15 protein-coding genes are annotated in these 16,915 nt (G+C 69.8%); 7 read left to right on the forward strand and 8 right to left on the reverse strand.

Features of this window, described 5'->3' with window-relative positions; genetic code table 11:
• Window positions 1-6 precede the first annotated feature (6 nt).
• Complete coding sequence (locus QM809_RS17925) at window positions 7-1,299, forward strand: primosomal protein (RefSeq protein ID WP_415047215.1); 1,293 nt, start codon at window positions 7-9, stop codon at window positions 1,297-1,299.
• A 21-nt stretch (window positions 1,300-1,320) separates the two neighbouring features.
• Here QM809_RS17925 and QM809_RS17930 read toward each other — a convergent pair whose 3' ends face one another.
• Window positions 1,321-2,469, reverse strand: coding sequence for an adenosine deaminase (locus QM809_RS17930; protein WP_415047216.1), 1,149 nt, complete (start codon window positions 2,467-2,469; stop codon window positions 1,321-1,323).
• 95 nt (window positions 2,470-2,564) lie between these two features.
• Between QM809_RS17930 and QM809_RS17935 the strand changes: the two genes are divergently transcribed.
• Entirely contained in the window at window positions 2,565-3,584 is a 1,020-nt protein-coding gene (locus tag QM809_RS17935) for a hypothetical protein (RefSeq protein WP_415047217.1), read from the forward strand.
• An 84-nt stretch (window positions 3,585-3,668) separates the two neighbouring features.
• On the opposite strand, the gene QM809_RS17940 is transcribed toward QM809_RS17935, so the two are convergent.
• Together QM809_RS17940 and QM809_RS17945 are read right to left on the reverse strand one after the other, a co-directional pair.
• Complete coding sequence (locus QM809_RS17940; protein ID WP_415047218.1) at window positions 3,669-4,979, reverse strand: thymidine phosphorylase; 1,311 nt, start codon at window positions 4,977-4,979, stop codon at window positions 3,669-3,671.
• The gene (locus QM809_RS17945) at window positions 4,976-5,386 is read right to left on the reverse strand and encodes a cytidine deaminase (RefSeq protein WP_415047219.1); all 411 of its coding nucleotides are present in this window, start codon (window positions 5,384-5,386) and stop codon (window positions 4,976-4,978) included. Before QM809_RS17945 ends, QM809_RS17940 begins: the two co-directional genes overlap by 4 nt.
• Before the next feature lie 195 nt (window positions 5,387-5,581).
• On the opposite strand from QM809_RS17945, the gene sdhC reads away from it, so the two are divergent.
• From sdhC to QM809_RS17970, 5 genes are all read left to right on the forward strand, one after another.
• Window positions 5,582-5,989 carry a succinate dehydrogenase, cytochrome b556 subunit gene (gene sdhC / locus QM809_RS17950; protein WP_415047220.1) on the forward strand — a complete coding sequence of 136 codons (408 nt, stop codon included), beginning with the start codon at window positions 5,582-5,584 and terminating at the stop codon, window positions 5,987-5,989.
• Between the two features lie 13 nt (window positions 5,990-6,002).
• Window positions 6,003-6,431, forward strand: a complete 429-nt coding sequence (locus QM809_RS17955; protein ID WP_415047221.1) for a succinate dehydrogenase hydrophobic membrane anchor subunit — start codon at window positions 6,003-6,005, stop codon at window positions 6,429-6,431.
• 15 nt (window positions 6,432-6,446) lie between these two features.
• Window positions 6,447-8,201, forward strand: coding sequence for a succinate dehydrogenase flavoprotein subunit (gene sdhA, locus QM809_RS17960; protein ID WP_415047222.1), 1,755 nt, complete (start codon window positions 6,447-6,449; stop codon window positions 8,199-8,201).
• Window positions 8,201-8,983 (forward strand): succinate dehydrogenase iron-sulfur subunit, encoded by a 783-nt coding sequence (locus tag QM809_RS17965; RefSeq protein ID WP_415047223.1) that lies wholly within the window; start codon window positions 8,201-8,203, stop codon window positions 8,981-8,983. Before sdhA ends, QM809_RS17965 begins: the two co-directional genes overlap by 1 nt.
• Before the next feature lie 206 nt (window positions 8,984-9,189).
• Window positions 9,190-10,527: a D-alanyl-D-alanine carboxypeptidase family protein gene (locus QM809_RS17970; RefSeq protein ID WP_415047224.1), complete on the forward strand. Its 1,338-nt coding sequence runs from the start codon at window positions 9,190-9,192 to the stop codon at window positions 10,525-10,527.
• Window positions 10,528-10,550: 23 nt separating this feature from the next.
• Here QM809_RS17970 and QM809_RS17975 read toward each other — a convergent pair whose 3' ends face one another.
• The 5 genes from QM809_RS17975 to QM809_RS17995 all read right to left on the reverse strand — a co-directional run bounded on the left by QM809_RS17975 (window position 10,551) and on the right by QM809_RS17995 (window position 16,862).
• Window positions 10,551-11,618, reverse strand: coding sequence for a YhjD/YihY/BrkB family envelope integrity protein (locus QM809_RS17975; protein WP_415047225.1), 1,068 nt, complete (start codon window positions 11,616-11,618; stop codon window positions 10,551-10,553).
• Between the two features lie 120 nt (window positions 11,619-11,738).
• The gene (trpS, locus tag QM809_RS17980; protein WP_415047226.1) at window positions 11,739-12,761 is read right to left on the reverse strand and encodes a tryptophan--tRNA ligase; all 1,023 of its coding nucleotides are present in this window, start codon (window positions 12,759-12,761) and stop codon (window positions 11,739-11,741) included.
• Window positions 12,762-12,784: 23 nt separating this feature from the next.
• Window positions 12,785-13,627, reverse strand: a complete 843-nt coding sequence (locus QM809_RS17985; RefSeq protein WP_415047227.1) for an exodeoxyribonuclease III — start codon at window positions 13,625-13,627, stop codon at window positions 12,785-12,787.
• Complete coding sequence (locus QM809_RS17990; protein ID WP_415047228.1) at window positions 13,620-14,945, reverse strand: MFS transporter; 1,326 nt, start codon at window positions 14,943-14,945, stop codon at window positions 13,620-13,622. Before QM809_RS17990 ends, QM809_RS17985 begins: the two co-directional genes overlap by 8 nt.
• Before the next feature lie 963 nt (window positions 14,946-15,908).
• Window positions 15,909-16,862, reverse strand: a complete 954-nt coding sequence (locus QM809_RS17995) for a cutinase family protein (protein ID WP_415047229.1) — start codon at window positions 16,860-16,862, stop codon at window positions 15,909-15,911.
• Window positions 16,863-16,915: the final 53 nt, after the last annotated feature.

Below are 16,915 nucleotides of genomic sequence, written 5' to 3' on the forward strand. Positions count from 1 at the left end.
TTGCGCATGGCCGGAGACATCGTCCCCATTGAACTCGGACTGACCGACGGAAATCTGTTCACCCTGTGGGCTCCTCGCTGGCGCGAGGGCGAGGACGAGTGGGAGGCGTTCCTCGGTCTCGACGAGGACCTCTACGGCTTCGACTCGGTCGCCGCGCTCGCCGCGTTCGTCCGGACCGACGACGAGAACGACCTCGCCGATCACCCGCAGTGGGAGACCGTCAAGAAGCTGCAGGCCGAGGAGCTGATCCCGGACGGCAAGCACAGCTACGACCTGATCGGGGTCCCCGAGCTGGCCGCCGAGGATCCGCGCGGCGAGGTGATCGCCGAGCTCGAGAACGCGCTGGAGATCACCCGGATCATCGGTGAGGTCTGCGATCTGGCACCGATCAACAAGTTCTTCACGGCCAATCAGATCCTCTCGGCGGTCACCATCGGCACCGAGAACTTCCGGGGCCGCGAGGGCGTGGACCTGTGGGTGCGCATCGGCCGACTGATCGCCAAGCACTGGGACGACGTGATCGATGCGCTCGACGACGTCGTGAGCACCCCGGAGGTCGACGCCGACGCGCTGACCGTCGCCGAGGACGAGCTCGACGCCGCGGCCTCCGCCGAGGACGAGGACGAGCCGGAGTTCGATCCGGTGGATCCGCTCCACGCCGACGACTCCGACGATCAGGACGAGGACGAGTCCGACGACGAGGATGCGGAAGACGACGCCGAGGACGAGGAGGACGAGGATCTGGGTTTCTGGGGCGAGGTCGGTATCGACCCGATCCGGGTCTACACCGACGAGGGCGAGTTCCTGACCCTGCGCTGCTACATCGGCGAGGACTACAAGCCGCTGTTCCTGGGCAGCAAGGGCACCGTCTACGGCTTCACGTCGGAGCGCTCGCTCACCCGTTTCCTCGCCGAGAACAACAGCCATTCGCTGGCCAAGCTCTCGACCTTCGATCAGGTCCGGTCCCTGGCGAACGGCGGCGAGCTGACGTACGACGTGCTCGAGGAGAACGTGTACGCGTTGCCCGGCCTCGACGAGGACCTGCTGGCCGGTCCCCGTGCGGTGGACGGCCGTCAGCTCGACCTCGCCGTCGAACTGCTCAGCGATGCCGCCGAGTACGCCGGTGTCGACACCGTCGACGAGGCGCTGGGCAAGACCACTCCCCTCGGTTGGCTGGTCGACTACGCGATCAACCCGGATCCGGACCGGCTGGCGCCGTCCGGCCCGTACGACAACGAGTCCGAGGCCTGGCGCGCCCTGGTCAACGACTTCGAGGAGCGCTTCGTCCGACGCGGCTGACCGGGGCGCGTGCGGCGACGCTCAGCCGATGAGGACCGCGTACCCGGGTTTGATCACCTCGTCGATCAGTGCGAGTCGCCGGTCGAACGGCAGGAACGCCGACTTCATCGCGTTCACGGTGAACCGCTCGAAATCGGCCCACCCGTAGCCGAAGGCGTCGTGGAGCACCATGAACTCGTTGCTCATCGTCGTATCGCTCATCAACCGGTTGTCGGTGTTCACGGTGACCCGGAACCGCAGCTGCGCGAGCACGTTGAACGGGTGCTGGTCGATCGAGGCCACCGCCCCGGTCTGCACGTTGCTGCTCGGGCACAGTTCGAGCGGGATCCGCTTGTCCCGCACGTAACTCGCGACCGGCCCCAGCACCGCGCCGGGATATCCGCGCTGGTCCGGCGTCGAACCGGAGGGCAGCGTGATGTCGTCGATCACCCGGACGCCGTGCCCCAGCCGGTCGGCCCCGCAGAACGAGAGCGCCTCGCGGATCGACGGCAGCCCGAACGCCTCCCCGGCGTGGATGGTGAAGTGCGAGCACTGCGACCGCATGTAGTCGAACGCCGCCTGGTGCCGGGTGGGCGGGTTGCCCGCCTCGGCGCCGGCGATGTCGAACCCGACCACTCCCCGGCCCTCGAACCGGACGGCGAGTTCGGCGATCTCCATCGACCGCGCCGCATGGCGCATGGCGGTCAGCAGACAACGGACGACGATGGGCCGCCCCGCCGCCCGGGCCAGCTCTTCGCCCTCGGCGAACCCCTCCAGCACGGCCTCGACCACCGCGTCCAGCGACAGCCCCCGCTCGGTGTGCAGCTCGGGCGCGAAACGGACCTCCGCGTAGACCACGCCGTCGTCCGCCAGGTCTTCGGCGCACTCCCGGGCCACCCGGGTCAACGCCGACGCGGTCTGCATCACGCCGACGGTGTGCGCGAACGTCTCCAGGTAGGTCTCCAGCGATCCCGAGTTCGCCGCCGTCGCGAACCAGGCGCCGAGTGCGGCCGCCTCGTCCGCGGCTCCCCCGGGTCCGCTCGATCCGCCGACCGGCAGTCTGTCGTAGCCCGTCTCACGAGCCAGTTCGAGCACCGTGGCGGGCCGCAACCCGCCGTCGAGGTGGTCGTGCAGGAGCACCTTCGGGGCCAGCCTGCACCGTTCCGGAGTGAGCGATTCATGAGTACCCATGCCCCCACGGTAGGCCCCGCACCCGACTCCGGCTCGTCGAGCGGAGAGGGCGCTCCTCCGGCGAGGAGAAAACGGACGAAAGGCATGATGGTCGTATGAGTGGACCCGACGAACCGCGCCCCGCACCGGACGACGACGCCCCGCCGGAGACGACGCTGCCGGGCACCCCCTACGACCAGAATCCGTCCGGCGGTCTCCCCGGCACCCCGTACAGCGCCGATCCCTACGACCGGAACCGGTACGACGCCGACTCGTACGGTCCGGGCCGGTACAGCGCAGATCAGTACGGTGCAGATCAGTACGGTTCGGGCCCCTATGGCGCGGACCCGTTCGGCCATCAGTTCGGCGCCGATCCGTTCGGGGTGTTCCCGCCGGCCGCACCGCTGCACCTGGCGCCTCGGCAACCCGAGCTCGGCACCGCCTTCCGCTGGGCGTGGACCAGGTTCAAAGCCGACGCCGGGGTGCTGGTCGGCGCCGCCGCGCTCTGGGCCGCGATCGTTCTCGGCGTGATCCTGGTGGTCTCGGTGATCGTCGGCGCGGTCGTCGTTGCCCTCGTCGGCGCCGACCTCGATCCCACCGACACCGACCTCGCCCTGCCCTTCGCCGGGATCGTCGCCACCACGATCGTCATGATCGTCGTGATGTCCGTGCTCATGGGCACCGCGGTCTCGTGCTGGATGGGCGGGATCCTGGCGATCGCCGACGGCGAGCAGGTCGACCTGGGTCACTTCTTCCGGCCGATCGCTTTCGGGCCGATCATGGCCGTCACGGTGATCGTCACGGTCTCCTCCGGCGCGTCCGACCTGTTCTTCAGCGAGTTCCTCGGCCTGCCCTGGATCTCCACCGCGGTCTCCCTGGTGATCAGCTTCTTCACCGTGTGGATGGTGTACTTCGCCGCCGATGTGCGCGCTCCGGTCGGCGACTCCCTGACCCACGGCATGAACCTCTCGACCGGCAACGCCGGCCCGACCATCGTGGTGCTTCTGATCTCCTCGCTGATCGTCCTCGCCGGGATGCTCGCCCTCCTCGTCGGCCTGCTCGTGGCGCTCCCGGTCTCCGGCCTGCTGATGGTGTACTACTTCCGCGCGCTGACCCGGCGTCCGCTCGCCCGATAGCCGACCCCGTCGTCGTGGTTCTTGCCGCCCACCGACAAGAACCACGGCGCCCGGCGCACCGACCGACGGGAACCGCGACGTCGTTCAGCCGATCCGGCCGAGCACCCGATCGACCGGCGGCGACACCCGCGCCGACGGCTCGGCGGTCACCTCGCAGGCGTCCGCCAGTCTGGCCAGTGCCGCGGCGAACCGTTCCGGGTCGTCCGCGTGCAGGGTCAGCAGCGGCGCCCCCGCCGCCACCGGGTCGCCCACCGACGCGTGCCAGGTGACCCCGGCCCCGGCCGAGACCGACGCCCCCGGCGTCGACCGTCCGGCTCCGAGCTCCCACGCCGCCAGGCCGACCGCCAGCGCGTCGAGCCGCACCAGGCGCCCCGAACTCGCGGCCGTCACCGTGTGCCGGTGCGGCGCCGCGGGCAGCGGCGCGGCCGGATCGCCGCCCTGTGCCGCGATCATCGCGCGCCAGGTGTCCATCGCCCGGCCGTTCGCCAGGTGTTCGGCGGGGTCGACGTCGCCGCGCCCCGCGACGTCGAGCATCTCCCGGGCCAGGGCCAGCGTCAGCTCCACCACGTCGCGCGGTCCGCCGCCGGAGAGCACCTCGATCGCCTCGGCCACCTCCAGGGCGTTGCCCGCCGAACGGCCGAGCGGCGACGACATGTCGGTCAGCAGCGCGCGCGTGCGCACCCCGGCGTCGGTCCCGAGTTCCACCATGGTGCGGGCGAGGTCCGCGGCGTCGTCGTACGTCGTCATGAACGCCCCCGACCCGACCTTCACGTCGAGGACCAGCGCCCCGGTCCCCTCGGCGATCTTCTTGCTCATGATCGACGCCGCGATCAGCGGGATCGAGGCGACCGTCCCGGTGACGTCGCGCAGCGCGTAGAGCCTGCGGTCGGCCGGCGCCAGCTCGTCCGACGCCGCGCAGATCACCGCGCCCACCTCCTCCAGCTGTGTGCGCAGTCGGGTCGGCGACACCCGCGGCGACCAACCGGGGATCGCCTCCAGCTTGTCCAGCGTCCCGCCGGTGTGCCCCAGCCCCCGGCCGGACAGCTGCGGCACGGCGAGCCCGTACGACGCGATCAGCGGCGTCAGCGGCAGCGTGATCTTGTCGCCGACACCGCCCGTGGAGTGTTTGTCGACGGTGGTCAGCGGCGCGCCGTCGCGCTGCAGTCCCGCCAGGTCCAGGGTGATCCCGGAGGCGATCATGGCCGCGGTCCAGTCGGCGATCTCCCGGCGGCTCATCCCCCGCCAGACGATCGCCATCGCCAACGACGCCATCTGTTCGGGCGCCACCGTCCCGGCGGTGAACCCGTGCACCACGGCGTCGATCTGCGCGGTGGAGAGCTCTCCGCCGTCGCGCTTGACGCCGATCACGCTGACCGGGTCGGTCGCGGCGCTCATCTGTCGCCTCGCCCGCGGGCCAGGTCTTCGGGACCGAAGGCCGCCGGCAACAGTTCGCCGAGCGGCCGGGGGCCGTCGGCGGAGTCGACGAGAAGTCCCGGACCCCCGAATTCCAGGAGGACCTGCCGGCATTGGCCGCACGGCGTCAGGATCGCGCCTCGGGCATCGCACACGGACACCGCACTCAGATGCCGGACACCCGCCGAAACGGCTCCCGCGACCATCGAGACTTCGGCGCAGACACCCAGACCGTATGAGACATTCTCCACATTGCCTCCGACCACGATGTGGCCCTGTTCACCTACTCCCGCAGCACCGACGGGAAAGCCCGAGTACGGCGCGTACGCCCTGGTCATCACCTCTTTCGCCGCCTCTCGGAGGGCATCGAAGTCGATTTGAGCAGTCATCGGATCTCCTTTATCACGAAAAACTAAAAGGTAAGGCATACCTAATATCCAGACGGGTGGTAGGTCACATTGTTCCGGAGATTTATGACAACCCTCAGCATGGGTTTAAAGTCAGGTGACATCGGGCCCGGAGCGCTGCGCTGCGCGCTGTTCGAGTCCCGGGCAACAGTCGAGACACTGGAGGCGTACAACGCGATGAGCACCCCCACTGAGGTCGCACCGGATCCGGTGCGCAAACGCTCCCTCTACCGCGGAGATCCCGGCATGTGGGCCTGGGTGCTTCAACGCATCACGGGCGTCACCGTCTTCTTCTTCCTCTTCGTCCACGTGCTCGACACCGCGGTGATCCGCATCAACGCGAACACCTACACGGAGATCATCGACACCTACAAGACTCCGCTGATCGGCCTCATGGAGATCGGCCTGGTCTTCTGCGTGCTGTTCCACGCGATCAACGGCATCCGCGTGATCCTGATCGACTTCTGGGGCAAGGGCCCGAAGTACCAGCGGCAGATGCTCTGGGTCGTCGGAGGCGTGTTCGCACTGCTGTTCACCGCCGCGACCGCCCGTCTGCTGCAGATCCTCATCAGCCACGCCCTGTAGGAGTCTGAGAAAAATGACCTTGGAAGCAAAGACCTTTCAGACGGACTACGACCGTCCGGCGAGCCTCGACGCCCCCCGCGCACCGCGCACCGGCAGCCGCTCCAACTTCGAGAAGTGGGCATGGCTGTTCATGCGCTTCTCCGGCATGCTGCTGGTGATCCTGGCCCTCGGCCACATGTTCATCATGCTGGCGTGGGACGACGGCGTGCACCGCATCGACGCCTCGTTCGTGGCCGCCCGCTGGCGCGAGCCGTTCTGGCAGGTCTGGGACCTGACCATGCTGTGGCTCGCCGAACTGCACGGCGCCAACGGCCTGCGCACGGTGATCTCCGATTACTCGCGCAACGACCGCACGCGCTTCTGGCTCAACGCTCTTCTGCTCATCTCGGTAGTGGTGGTGCTCCTGCTCGGCACCTACGCGCTCCTCACCTTCGGCTCTTAAGGAGATTCGACCCTCATGCAGGAACACCGCTATGACGTGGTCATCGTGGGCGCCGGCGGCGCCGGGATGCGCGCGGCCATCGAGGCTGCACCCCGCGCCCGCACCGCCGTCCTGACCAAGGTCTACCCGACCCGCAGCCACACCGGCGCGGCCCAGGGCGGCATGTGCGCCGCCCTGGCGAACGTCGAGGAGGACAACTGGGAGTGGCACACCTTCGACACCGTCAAGGGTGGCGACTACATCGTCGACCAGGATGCCGCCGAGCTGATGGCCAAGGAGGCCATCGACGCCGTGCTCGACCTGGAGAAGATGGGTCTGCCGTTCAACCGCACCCCGGAAGGCCGCATCGACCAGCGCCGTTTCGGCGGTCACACCCGTGACCACGGCAAGGCTCCGGTCCGCCGCGCCTGCTACGCCGCCGACCGCACCGGCCACATGATTCTGCAGACGCTGTACCAGAACTGCGTCAAGCACAACGTCCAGTTCTTCAACGAGTTCTACGCGCTCGACCTCAACCTGACCGAGGACGAGAACGGCGAGCCCGTCGCCAGCGGCGTCGTCGCCTACGAACTGGCCACCGGCGAGATCCACGTCTTCCACGCGAAGTCGATCGTGTTCGCCACCGGCGGCTCCGGCCGCATGTACAAGGTGACCTCCAACGCCCACACCCTCACCGGTGACGGCATGGGCATCATCTTCCGCAAGGGCCTGCCGCTGGAGGACATGGAGTTCCACCAGTTCCATCCGACGGGCCTGGCCGGCCTGGGCATCCTCATCACCGAGGGCGTCCGCGGCGAGGGCGGCATCCTGCGCAACGCCGACGGCGAGCGTTTCATGGAGCGCTACGCCCCCACCATCAAGGACCTCGCGCCGCGCGACATCGTCGCCCGCTCGATGGTGCTGGAGGTGCTCGAAGGTCGCGGCGCCGGCCCGAACAAGGACTACGTGCTCCTGGACGTCACGCACATCCCGGAAGAGACCCTGATGGCCAAGCTGCCGGACATCATGGAGTTCTCGCGCACCTACCTCGGCGTGGACCCGGTGACCGAGCTGGTGCCGGTGTACCCGACCTGTCACTACGTGATGGGCGGCATCCCGACCACCATCACCGGCCAGGTGCTCGCCGACAACGAGCAGGTGGTCCACGGTCTGTACGCCGCGGGCGAGTGCGCCTGCGTGTCGGTGCACGGCGCCAACCGCCTGGGCACCAACTCGCTGCTCGACATCAACGTCTTCGGCCGCCGGGCCGGGATCTCCGCCGCCGAGTACGCCAACTCGCACGACTTCGCTCCGCTGCCGGAGAACCCCTCGGCCATGGTCGAGGAGTGGATCGCCGCCATGCTCAGCGATCACGGCAACGAGCGCGTCGCCGACATCCGGACCGAGCTGCAGCAGTCGATGAACGACAACGCCGCCGTGTTCCGCACCGAGGAGACCCTCTCCCAGGCGCTGGTCGACGTCCGCGCGCTCAAGGCCCGCTACGACCACGTCACCGTCACCGACAAGGGCAAACGCTTCAACAGCGACCTGCTCGAGGCCATCGAGCTCGGCTTCCTGCTGGAGCTGGCCGAGGTGACCGTGGTCGGCGCACTGAATCGCAAGGAGTCGCGCGGCGGCCACGCCCGCGAGGACTACCCCAAGCGCGACGACGCGAACTTCATGGTGCACACCATGGCGTACAAGAAGGGCGACGGGCTGCTCGCCGAGATCGAACTCGGCACCAAGCCCGTGGTCCAGACCCGTTACGAGCCGATGGAGCGGAAGTACTGATGACTGCCACCCTCGAAAACACGGTCGCGAACCAGCCGCCGCTGCCCCCGGTGCCGGATGAAGCGATCATGGTCACGCTCAAGATCTACCGCTTCAACCCGGAGAACCCGGACGCGCAGGGCTTCGAGAGCTTCCGCGTCCCGGCCCTGCCGGCCGACCGTCTGCTGAACCTGCTGCTGTACGTGAAGGGCTACCTGGACGGCACGCTGACCTTCCGGCGCAGCTGCGCGCACGGCGTGTGCGGCAGCGACGCGATGCGGATCAACGGCGTCAACCGGCTGGCCTGCAAGCTCCTGATGAAGGACCTGCTGCCCAAGGACACGTCCAAGGAGATCACCATCACCATCGAGCCCATCAAGGGCCTGCCGGTGGAGAAGGATCTGGTCGTGGACATGGAGCCGTTCTTCGACGCGTACCGCGCGATCAAGCCGTTCCTCATCACCGACGGCAACGAGCCGACGCGCGAGTACATCCAGTCGCAGACCGACCGCGCCCGGTTCGACGACACCACCAAGTGCATCCTGTGTGCGTGCTGCACCACCAGCTGCCCGGTGTTCTGGACCGAGGGCTCGTACTACGGTCCGGCCGCGATCGTGAACGCGCACCGCTTCATCTTCGACAGCCGCGACACCGGCACCGTCGAGCGCCTGGACATCCTGAACGACTCCGACGGCGTGTGGCGCTGCCGCACCACCTTCAACTGCACCGACGCATGCCCCCGCGGCATCCAGGTGACGCAGGCCATCCAGGAGGTCAAGCGCGCACTGATGTTCTCGCGCTGACGCCGGGAACGCAGTGAGCGGGTCGCAGGCCCGCTGACGCCGGGAACGCAGTGAGCGGGTCGCAGGCCCGCTGACGCCGGGAACGAAGTGAGCGGGTCACAGACCCCGCATGACGCAGTCTTTCTCTGCAGCCCAGAAGAGCGCCCCGCCGGTTGATCCCGGTCGGGGCGCTCTTCGTCTTCTCCGCCGGTAGACTGACAGCCCTGATGCGTTCTTCCACTGTCGTCCGGTCCCTGCTCGTCGCGGCCTCCACCGCTCTCGTCGTGGCTGCGGCCCCTCCCGTCTCGGCCGGCGCCGACCCGTCGTCGACGTCGACGTCGACGACGCACGGCACCGTCGTCCCCACCGGTTCGCCCACCGCCACGACCGTCGACGGCCCCTGCCCGCACCGGGTGAACACGCCGCCGGCGATCGACGACTCCGAGGTGGTGGCCCCCGGCAAGACCGCGCCCGCTCCCCTGCCGGTGCCGTCCCCCGCGATCGGCGGGGAACGGCTCGGCGGGTGCGGGGTCGTCGCCGATCCGGCGGCCGGGCCCGTTCCGCGGAAGCTCACGTCCAAGGGGTGGCTGATCGCCGACCTCGACACCGGCACCGTGATCGCGGCGCAGGATCCGCACGGCCGGTACCGCCCGGCGTCGACCATCAAGATCCTGCTCGCGCTGGTGGCCCTGGACGAGCTCGATCTGAAGGACCGGGTCGTCGCGACCGTCGACGACTGGTCGATGGAGGGCGATGCGTGCGGCCTCGGCCCCGGCGGCAGGTACACCGTGGACGACATGATCACGGGCCTGCTCGTCGTCTCCGGCAACGACTGCGCCAACGCGCTGTCCCGGGAGCTGGGCGGCTATCAGCAGACGCTGGACAAGATGAACGCCAAGGCGAAGGAGCTGGGGGCGCTGGACACCCGGGCCGCGACGCCGTCGGGTCTGGACTCGGCGGGCATGTCGACGTCGCCCTACGATCTCGCGGTGCTCTTCCGGGCCGGGATGCAGAACGACGATTTCCGCCGGATGACCGGCCTGGCGACCTACAAGTTCCCCGGCTATCCGCCCCGTAAGGACGTCCCCGGCGACACCGCCCATCCCGGGTACATGATGGCGACGTCGAACACGCTGCTGCGGGACGGGGTGCCCGGCATGACGATCCTGGGCGGCAAGACCGGTTTCACCGACGATGCGAAGAAGACCTTCGTCGGGGCGGCGGAGAAGGACGGCCGCCAGGTGCTGATCGTGCAGATGTTCGGTTTGAACGAGCAGGACAACAGCTACCACCAGCAGGCGGTCCGGATGTTCAAGTACGGGTTCGCGGCACCGGCGTCGGTCGAGGTGGGCACGTTGAACGCCGAGGCGGAGGAGACGACGACGGCGGCTCCGGCGGAGGAGGAGGATCGTTCGGCCGATCCCCGGGCCGCCGACACCGGGAGCGACTCGCTCGCCCTCGGCGCGCTGCCGCTGACCCTGATCGTCGTGGCCGCTCTCGCGGTGGCCGCGACGGTGTTGTTCCGGGTGCGGCGGCGGCGTCGTTCCGCCGAGGACGACGAGTAGCCGGGCTCACGACGACGCGGCGCTCACCCGCCCCGGCGCACCCACCCGTACACGGCGGCGGCCGCCGCGCCGACGCCCGCCGCGGTGAGCAGCGCCCGGGCCCGGGGGGCCTCGGAGGTCTCGTAGACCGGCGCCAGCACCACCTTGTCGGGTTCCTCGGTGACGCCGTCGAGCTCGTCGACGGTGAGGTACTGCCGGTTCTTCGGCGACGACGCGGTCCAGGCCGACGCGTAGAGGACGATCCGGCACGCCAGGTACAGGAACACCATGACGCCCAGGATCGGACCGAAGGCGGCACCGGCCGGGCTGGTGAGCACCGATTTCAGGTACAGGCCGCCGACCTCCTGCAGCAGGTTGAAGATCACCGCGGTGACCAGCGCGGGCCAGCGCACGGCCCGTAACGGCAGCTGCTGCAGCGGGAGTCGCGCGAGGACCACCGAGAACAGCCACCACGAGCCGGCCAGGGAGATCAGGGTCGACGCCCAGCGCACCACGCTGCCCCGGCCGATGAGCCAGTCCAGGGCGAGCCAGTCGGTCAGCACGGTGATCACCGGCCCCGAGGCCAGCGCGGTGAAGGCGAAGGTGAGGACGAACATCAGCCCCAGGCCCACGAACGTGACCAGGTCGAAGGCCTTGGACACCACCGCGCTCCGCTTGATGCGGCCGCCCCACATCTCGCTGAGCGCCGTCCGCACCAGCGACATCCAGGTGATCCCGGTGTACGCGGCGCTGAGCAGACCCACCACACCGACCGTGGCACGCGAGGCGATGGCCGATTCGATGATCCCGGAGACCGTCTTGCCGAGCTGGCCCGGCATGGCCGAGACCACGGCGTCGATCATCTGCTCGACCAGTTCGGGGCGGCTCGCCAGCACGAAACCGGCGGCGGCGAACGTCACCATCAGCATCGGGACCAGCGAGAGGATGAGGGTGAACGAGATCGCCGCGGCGTACGCGTTGCCGCGCCGCTGCTCGTAGCGCTCCACCGTGTCCAGGATGTGCGCCAGCCACGGCCAGCGGGCACGTTTGTCCTCGTACCACGCGGTGATCACCGCGACCAGCTGCTTGACCTTGCTCACCTGTGCACCCATCAGGGTCCTCAGGCTACCGCCTCACCGCGCGGCATGTGCCGCCGGTCACCGAGGCCGTCGTACAGCCGATGCTCAGCGGATGTTCAGTGAGCGCTCAGCGGTCGCTCACCGGCGGCGGGCTCAGCGGGCGGGCAGGAAGCCGATCTTGTCGTAGACGTCGGCGAGGGTCTTCGCGGCGGTCTCGCGGGCCTTGGCGGCACCGGCGGCGAGCACCGCGTCGAGCTCGGTCCGGTCGGCCAGGATCTCCTCGACCCGGCCGCGCAGCGGCGTCACGAACTCGCTCAGCGCCTCGGCCGTGTCGACCTTCAGGTGCCCGTACTGCTTGCCGACGTAACCCTCGACGAGCTCGTCGATCGGGGTGCCGGTGAGCGCGGACTGGATGGTGAGCAGGTTCGACACGCCCGGTTTGGTCTCGCGGTCGAAGCGGATCTCGGTGTCGGCGTCGGTGACCGCCGAGCGGATCTTCTTGGCCGAGCGCTTGGGGTCGTCGAGCAGATTGATCAGACCCTTGTCGGTCTCGGCCGACTTGCTCATCTTGGCGGTCGGGTTCTGCAGGTCGTAGATCTTGGCGAACTCCTCGACGATGAACGCCTTCGGCACGGTCAGCGCCTGGCCGTAACGCTTGTTGAAGCGCTGCGCGAGGTCGCGGGTCAGTTCCAGGTGCTGACGCTGGTCCTCGCCGACCGGGACGTCGTCGACCTGGAAGGCCAGGATGTCGGCGGCCATGAGCACCGGATAGGTGAACAGGCCGACGCCGGCCGCATCCTGTCCGGCCTTGGCGGACTTGTCCTTGAACTGCGTCATGCGGCTCGCCTCGCCGAATCCGGTGAGGCAGGTCAACACCCAGGTGAGCTGGGCGATCTCCGGGACGTGGGACTGGACGTAGATCGTCGACCGCTGCGGGTCGACGCCGACCGCCAGCAGCTGGGCCGCGCTGCGCAGCGTCCGCTCGCGGAGCACCGCCGGATCCTGCGGCACGGTGATCGCGTGCATGTCCGGGATGAAGTAGAACGCCTCGTCGAACCGATCCTGCAGCGCCACCCACTGCTTGACGGCCCCGAGGTAGTTGCCGAGGTGGAAGGAGTCGCTGGTCGGCTGGATTCCGGACAGGACGCGGCGGGGCCGGGGGGCGGAGGTGGTCATGGCCTCCATTCTGGCAAATCCGTTCAGCGCTGCACGACGACGGTCACCGGCGCGTGGTCGGACCACCGGCGGTCGTACGCCGCGGCGCGATCGACGTGGCTCCGCGTCGTCTTCGCCGCCAGCGAGGGCGTCGTCAGGTGGTAGTCGATGCGCCAGCCGGCGTCGTTGTCGAAGGCCTTGCCGCGCCACGACCACCACGCGTACGGACCGGACACGTCCCCGTGGTGCTCCCGCACGACGTCGACCCATCCGCTCGCCAGCCGGTCCGCCACCCATGCGCGCTCGTGCGGCAGGAAACCGGCGTTCTTCCGGTTGCCCTTCCAGTTCTTGATGTCGCGCTCGTCGCGGGCGATGTTCCAGTCCCCCGCCACCAGGACGTCGCGCCCGGAGGTCAGCAGCCCGTCGAGGTAGGGCCCGAAGGAGTCCAGGAAGCGCACCTTCTCGTCGTGCTTCTCGACGTCCTTCGGGTTCTCGGTGCGGGCCGCACCGGTCGGGACGTACACGCTGGCGACGGTGAGCCGGTCGTCGCCGGCGCCGAAGTCGGCCTCCAGGTAGCGGCCGGCGCCGTCGAACTCGTCGCTGCCGTAGCCGACGCGGACGTCCGACGGTGCGACGCGCGAGAGGATCCCGACGCCGGACCGGCCGGCCGCCGACGACTCGGCCATGGTCAGGTGCCAGCCGTCGTCGAGGGCGGGGGCGAGCGCGGTGCGGGCGATCTTCTCCGACGCCCGGATCTCCTGCAGCAGCACCAGGTCCGGCGCGGTCTCGGCCAGCCACGGCAGCATGCCGGGATTGTTCTCGTTGCGCGTCTTCACGGCGGCGCGGATGCCGTTGACGTTGACGGACGTGATCTTCTGCTCAGCCACGGGTATCCACCGTAGCGGGCACCGGCTCGATCAGGTCGACGGGCCGTTCCCGAGGCCGGTCCGCCGAGCCGTCGCCGCTGCGCCGGGCCCGGGCGACGGCCGCGACCGCCACCGCGACCCCGCCGAACGCCAGCGCGGCACCGACCAGCGACGGCGCGCGGTAGCCCAGCCCCGCGGCGATCACCACGCCGCCGAGCCACGCGCCGAGGGCGTTGGCGATGTTGAGCGCCGAATGGTTCATGGCCGCGGCCACGGTCTGCCCGTCCTCGGCGACGTCCATCAGCCGGGTCTGCAGCGCCGGGATGGCCATGCTGCCGGTGCCGCCGACGACGAAGGCGAAGGGCACCGCCAGCCACCCGTTGCCGAGCAGCAGCGCGAACACCGCGAGCGCGACGCCGACGGCGAGCAGACCCGCGATCACTCCCAGATCGACGTTCCGGTCGGCGAGCCTGCCGCCGACGACGTTGCCGGCCACCATGCCCAGACCGAACAGCATCAGGGCCACCGGGACGATGCCCTCCGGCACTCCTCCGACCGAGGTGAGGGCGGTGTTGAGGTAGCTGTAGAAGGCGAACATCCCACCGAAACCGATCATCCCGACCGCCAGGGTCAGCAGGACCTGGGTGTTGCGCAGCGCGCCGAGTTCGGCGCGCATGTCGCTGGTCGCCATGTCGTCGAGCCCGGGCAGCACGCGGATCAGCGCCGCCACGGTCGCCGCCCCGATCAGCACCACCAGGGCCAGCGCGGGACGCCAACCGAGCGCCTGCCCGATCCAGGTGGCCGCCGGGACGCCGAGGACGTTCGCCACCGAGAGGCCGAGCATCACCTGGCCGACCGCTCGGGCGCGACGGCCCGGGGCCGCGACGTGTGCGGCGACCAGGGCCGCGACGCCGAAGTAGGCGCCGTGCGGCAGGCCCGCGACGAACCGGGCGGCGAGCAGGGTCGGGTAGTCCGGCGCCACGACGCTCAACCCGTTGCCCGCGGTGAACGCGATCATCAGCCAGATCAGGAGCCGCCGCCGCGGGACCCGCGCGGCGAACGCGGTGATCAGCGGAGCGCCGACGACGACGCCGAGCGCATACGCGGCGATCAGGTTTCCCGCGGTCGGTTCGCTCACGGTGAGCGACGAGGCGATGTTCGGCAGCAGGCCCATCGCCACGAACTCGGTGGTGCCGATGCCGAAACCGCCCAGCGCCAGGGTCGGGATCACCCAGCCGGTGCGCACCGGCGGTCGACGACCGGTGCCGGTACCGGTGGACGCGCTCCCGGTGTCCGGGGTGCGGGCGGGCGACGGAGAAGGCTGCTGTGAATGACGCACTCCGACCTCAACACACCGTCCCGGACCGACGATTCCCGCCACGGGACATGACTCCTGTCACAGCCCGCCGACCTCGGTCACTTCGAGCCGTAGGTCGCCGACCCGGTGGTCGACGACCGGCCCTTCCCCGGCGCCGTGACCGCGGGACCGGCGGTCCCCGAGATCGACGGCAGGTTCGGCAGACTCGGGACGTCCGGCACGGTCGACGGCAGGTTCGGCACCGGTACGGGCAGGATCTCCTGGATCGGTTCCGGGATCGGCGGAATCGGGATGGTCGGGACCGGCAGCGCAGGCGCCTGCTGGATCGGGGCGGGTGGGATCGGCTGCTGAATCGGCTCCTGCTGGATCGGGGCGGGCTGGATCGCGGGGGCCTGCGGAACCGGCTGCGGCGACACGGGCTGGACCGGAACGGGCGGAATCGGCACAGGAAGGGCAGGCACAGGAAGGGCAGGCACAGGCAGAACCGGAGCCGACTGCGGCTGAGCGGGCTGCGGCTGAGCGGGCTGGGGCTCGACCGGCGGAGCCGGCTGGGGCACGACCGGCTGGGGCCGAGTCGGCGGGACCTGCGCGGGCGGAACCGGGAGTTCGGGTGCCGGGCGATCGAGCGTCGGGAGTTCGGGTGTCGGGAGTTCGGGTGTCGGGAGTTCGGGCGCCCCGGCCGGGGCCTGACTGCGGGCGGCCTCCAGTGCGGTCACCACCTCGACCAGCCGGTCCCGGATCTGCTTCGCCACCGCCACGTCCACCGTGACGTCGACGGTCACCGCCGAGGGCTCCGTCTTCCCCTCGGGCGGCACCGGGTCGAACAGCCGGATCGACGGCGTCACGGTGACCGAGGGCAGCCCCGGTTCGGGGAGCAACGACAGACCGGGGGTCACGATCGACGGCAGGGCGGCGCCCGAGACACCGAGATCCAGCGACCCCGCCAGTCCGGGCCCGAGCGGCGGGCGTTCGGCGCCGGGGTTCTCACCCGGCACCTCCAGTCCGGGTTCCTCGGGGGTGCTCAGTCCCGGCGAGCCCGGGAACAGCGGCCCGGTGATCAGCCGGGGCAGTGCGGGCAGCCCGGCGGAGATCAGCACCGGATCCACCGCGTCGTGCAGCACCTGCACCAGGGCGGGCGGCGACTCGACCAGGCAGTCGGACGTGGACCCGTCCACCGCGGTGTCGCACGCCCAGGGCATCGTCGTGCACCGAGGCGTTCATGCGCGCCGGATAGTAGCCGTGCTTGGTGAAGTAGCCGACCAGGCCGTCGATCGCGCTCAGCGGACGGCGGACCGGCGAGGTCAGATCGCAGATCGGGTCGCCCTGCAGGCAGTACTGGGTCACCGGGACCGAACCGAAGGCGCCCTCGCGCGGACCGGACATGGTCAGACCGGGAATCAGCCCGACCAGCACGTTCTCGATGCCGCGGCCGTCGCTGCCACCGGCGCGTCGCGGATCGGAGTACAACTCGCCGGACAGTCCCTGCGCGGAGACCCCGTTCTCGCCCCGGCCGTTGCCCGCCTCGGACAGGACGTCACCGGCGATACGCGCGCCCTGCGAGTAACCGGCGATCACCACGGGACGTCCCGGGCAGCGTCGCTGGTATCCGGCGACCGCCCGCTCGGTGGCGGCCTTGCCGATGGCCACGTCCTCGTCGTACGGGGTGGGGCCGAGCGGCCAGAGATCTGTCGGATAGTCGACGTAGGTCACCTGGTAGCCCTGGGCGCGGTAACGCTGAGCCACCCCGGTGACTCCACCCGTGGGCAGTCCCTCCGTATTCCGCGGCGCGTTGGTCCCCGCGACGACCACCGCCGCACCCTGGCCGCAACCGACGGGCGCCGCCGCCACCGCCGACATCGTCGTTCCCGCGACGACGGCCGCCGCCACACCGGCGGCCATGACACCGATCCCCGTCCCCACGCTGAATCTCTTCGACATGACAACGAAGAAATCGTGAGATCGGTGGCACGGCAACCCGGCGACACCGCATC

It is taken from the genome of Gordonia sp. (in: high G+C Gram-positive bacteria) (assembly GCF_047600385.1).
Classification (GTDB): domain Bacteria; phylum Actinomycetota; class Actinomycetes; order Mycobacteriales; family Mycobacteriaceae; genus Gordonia.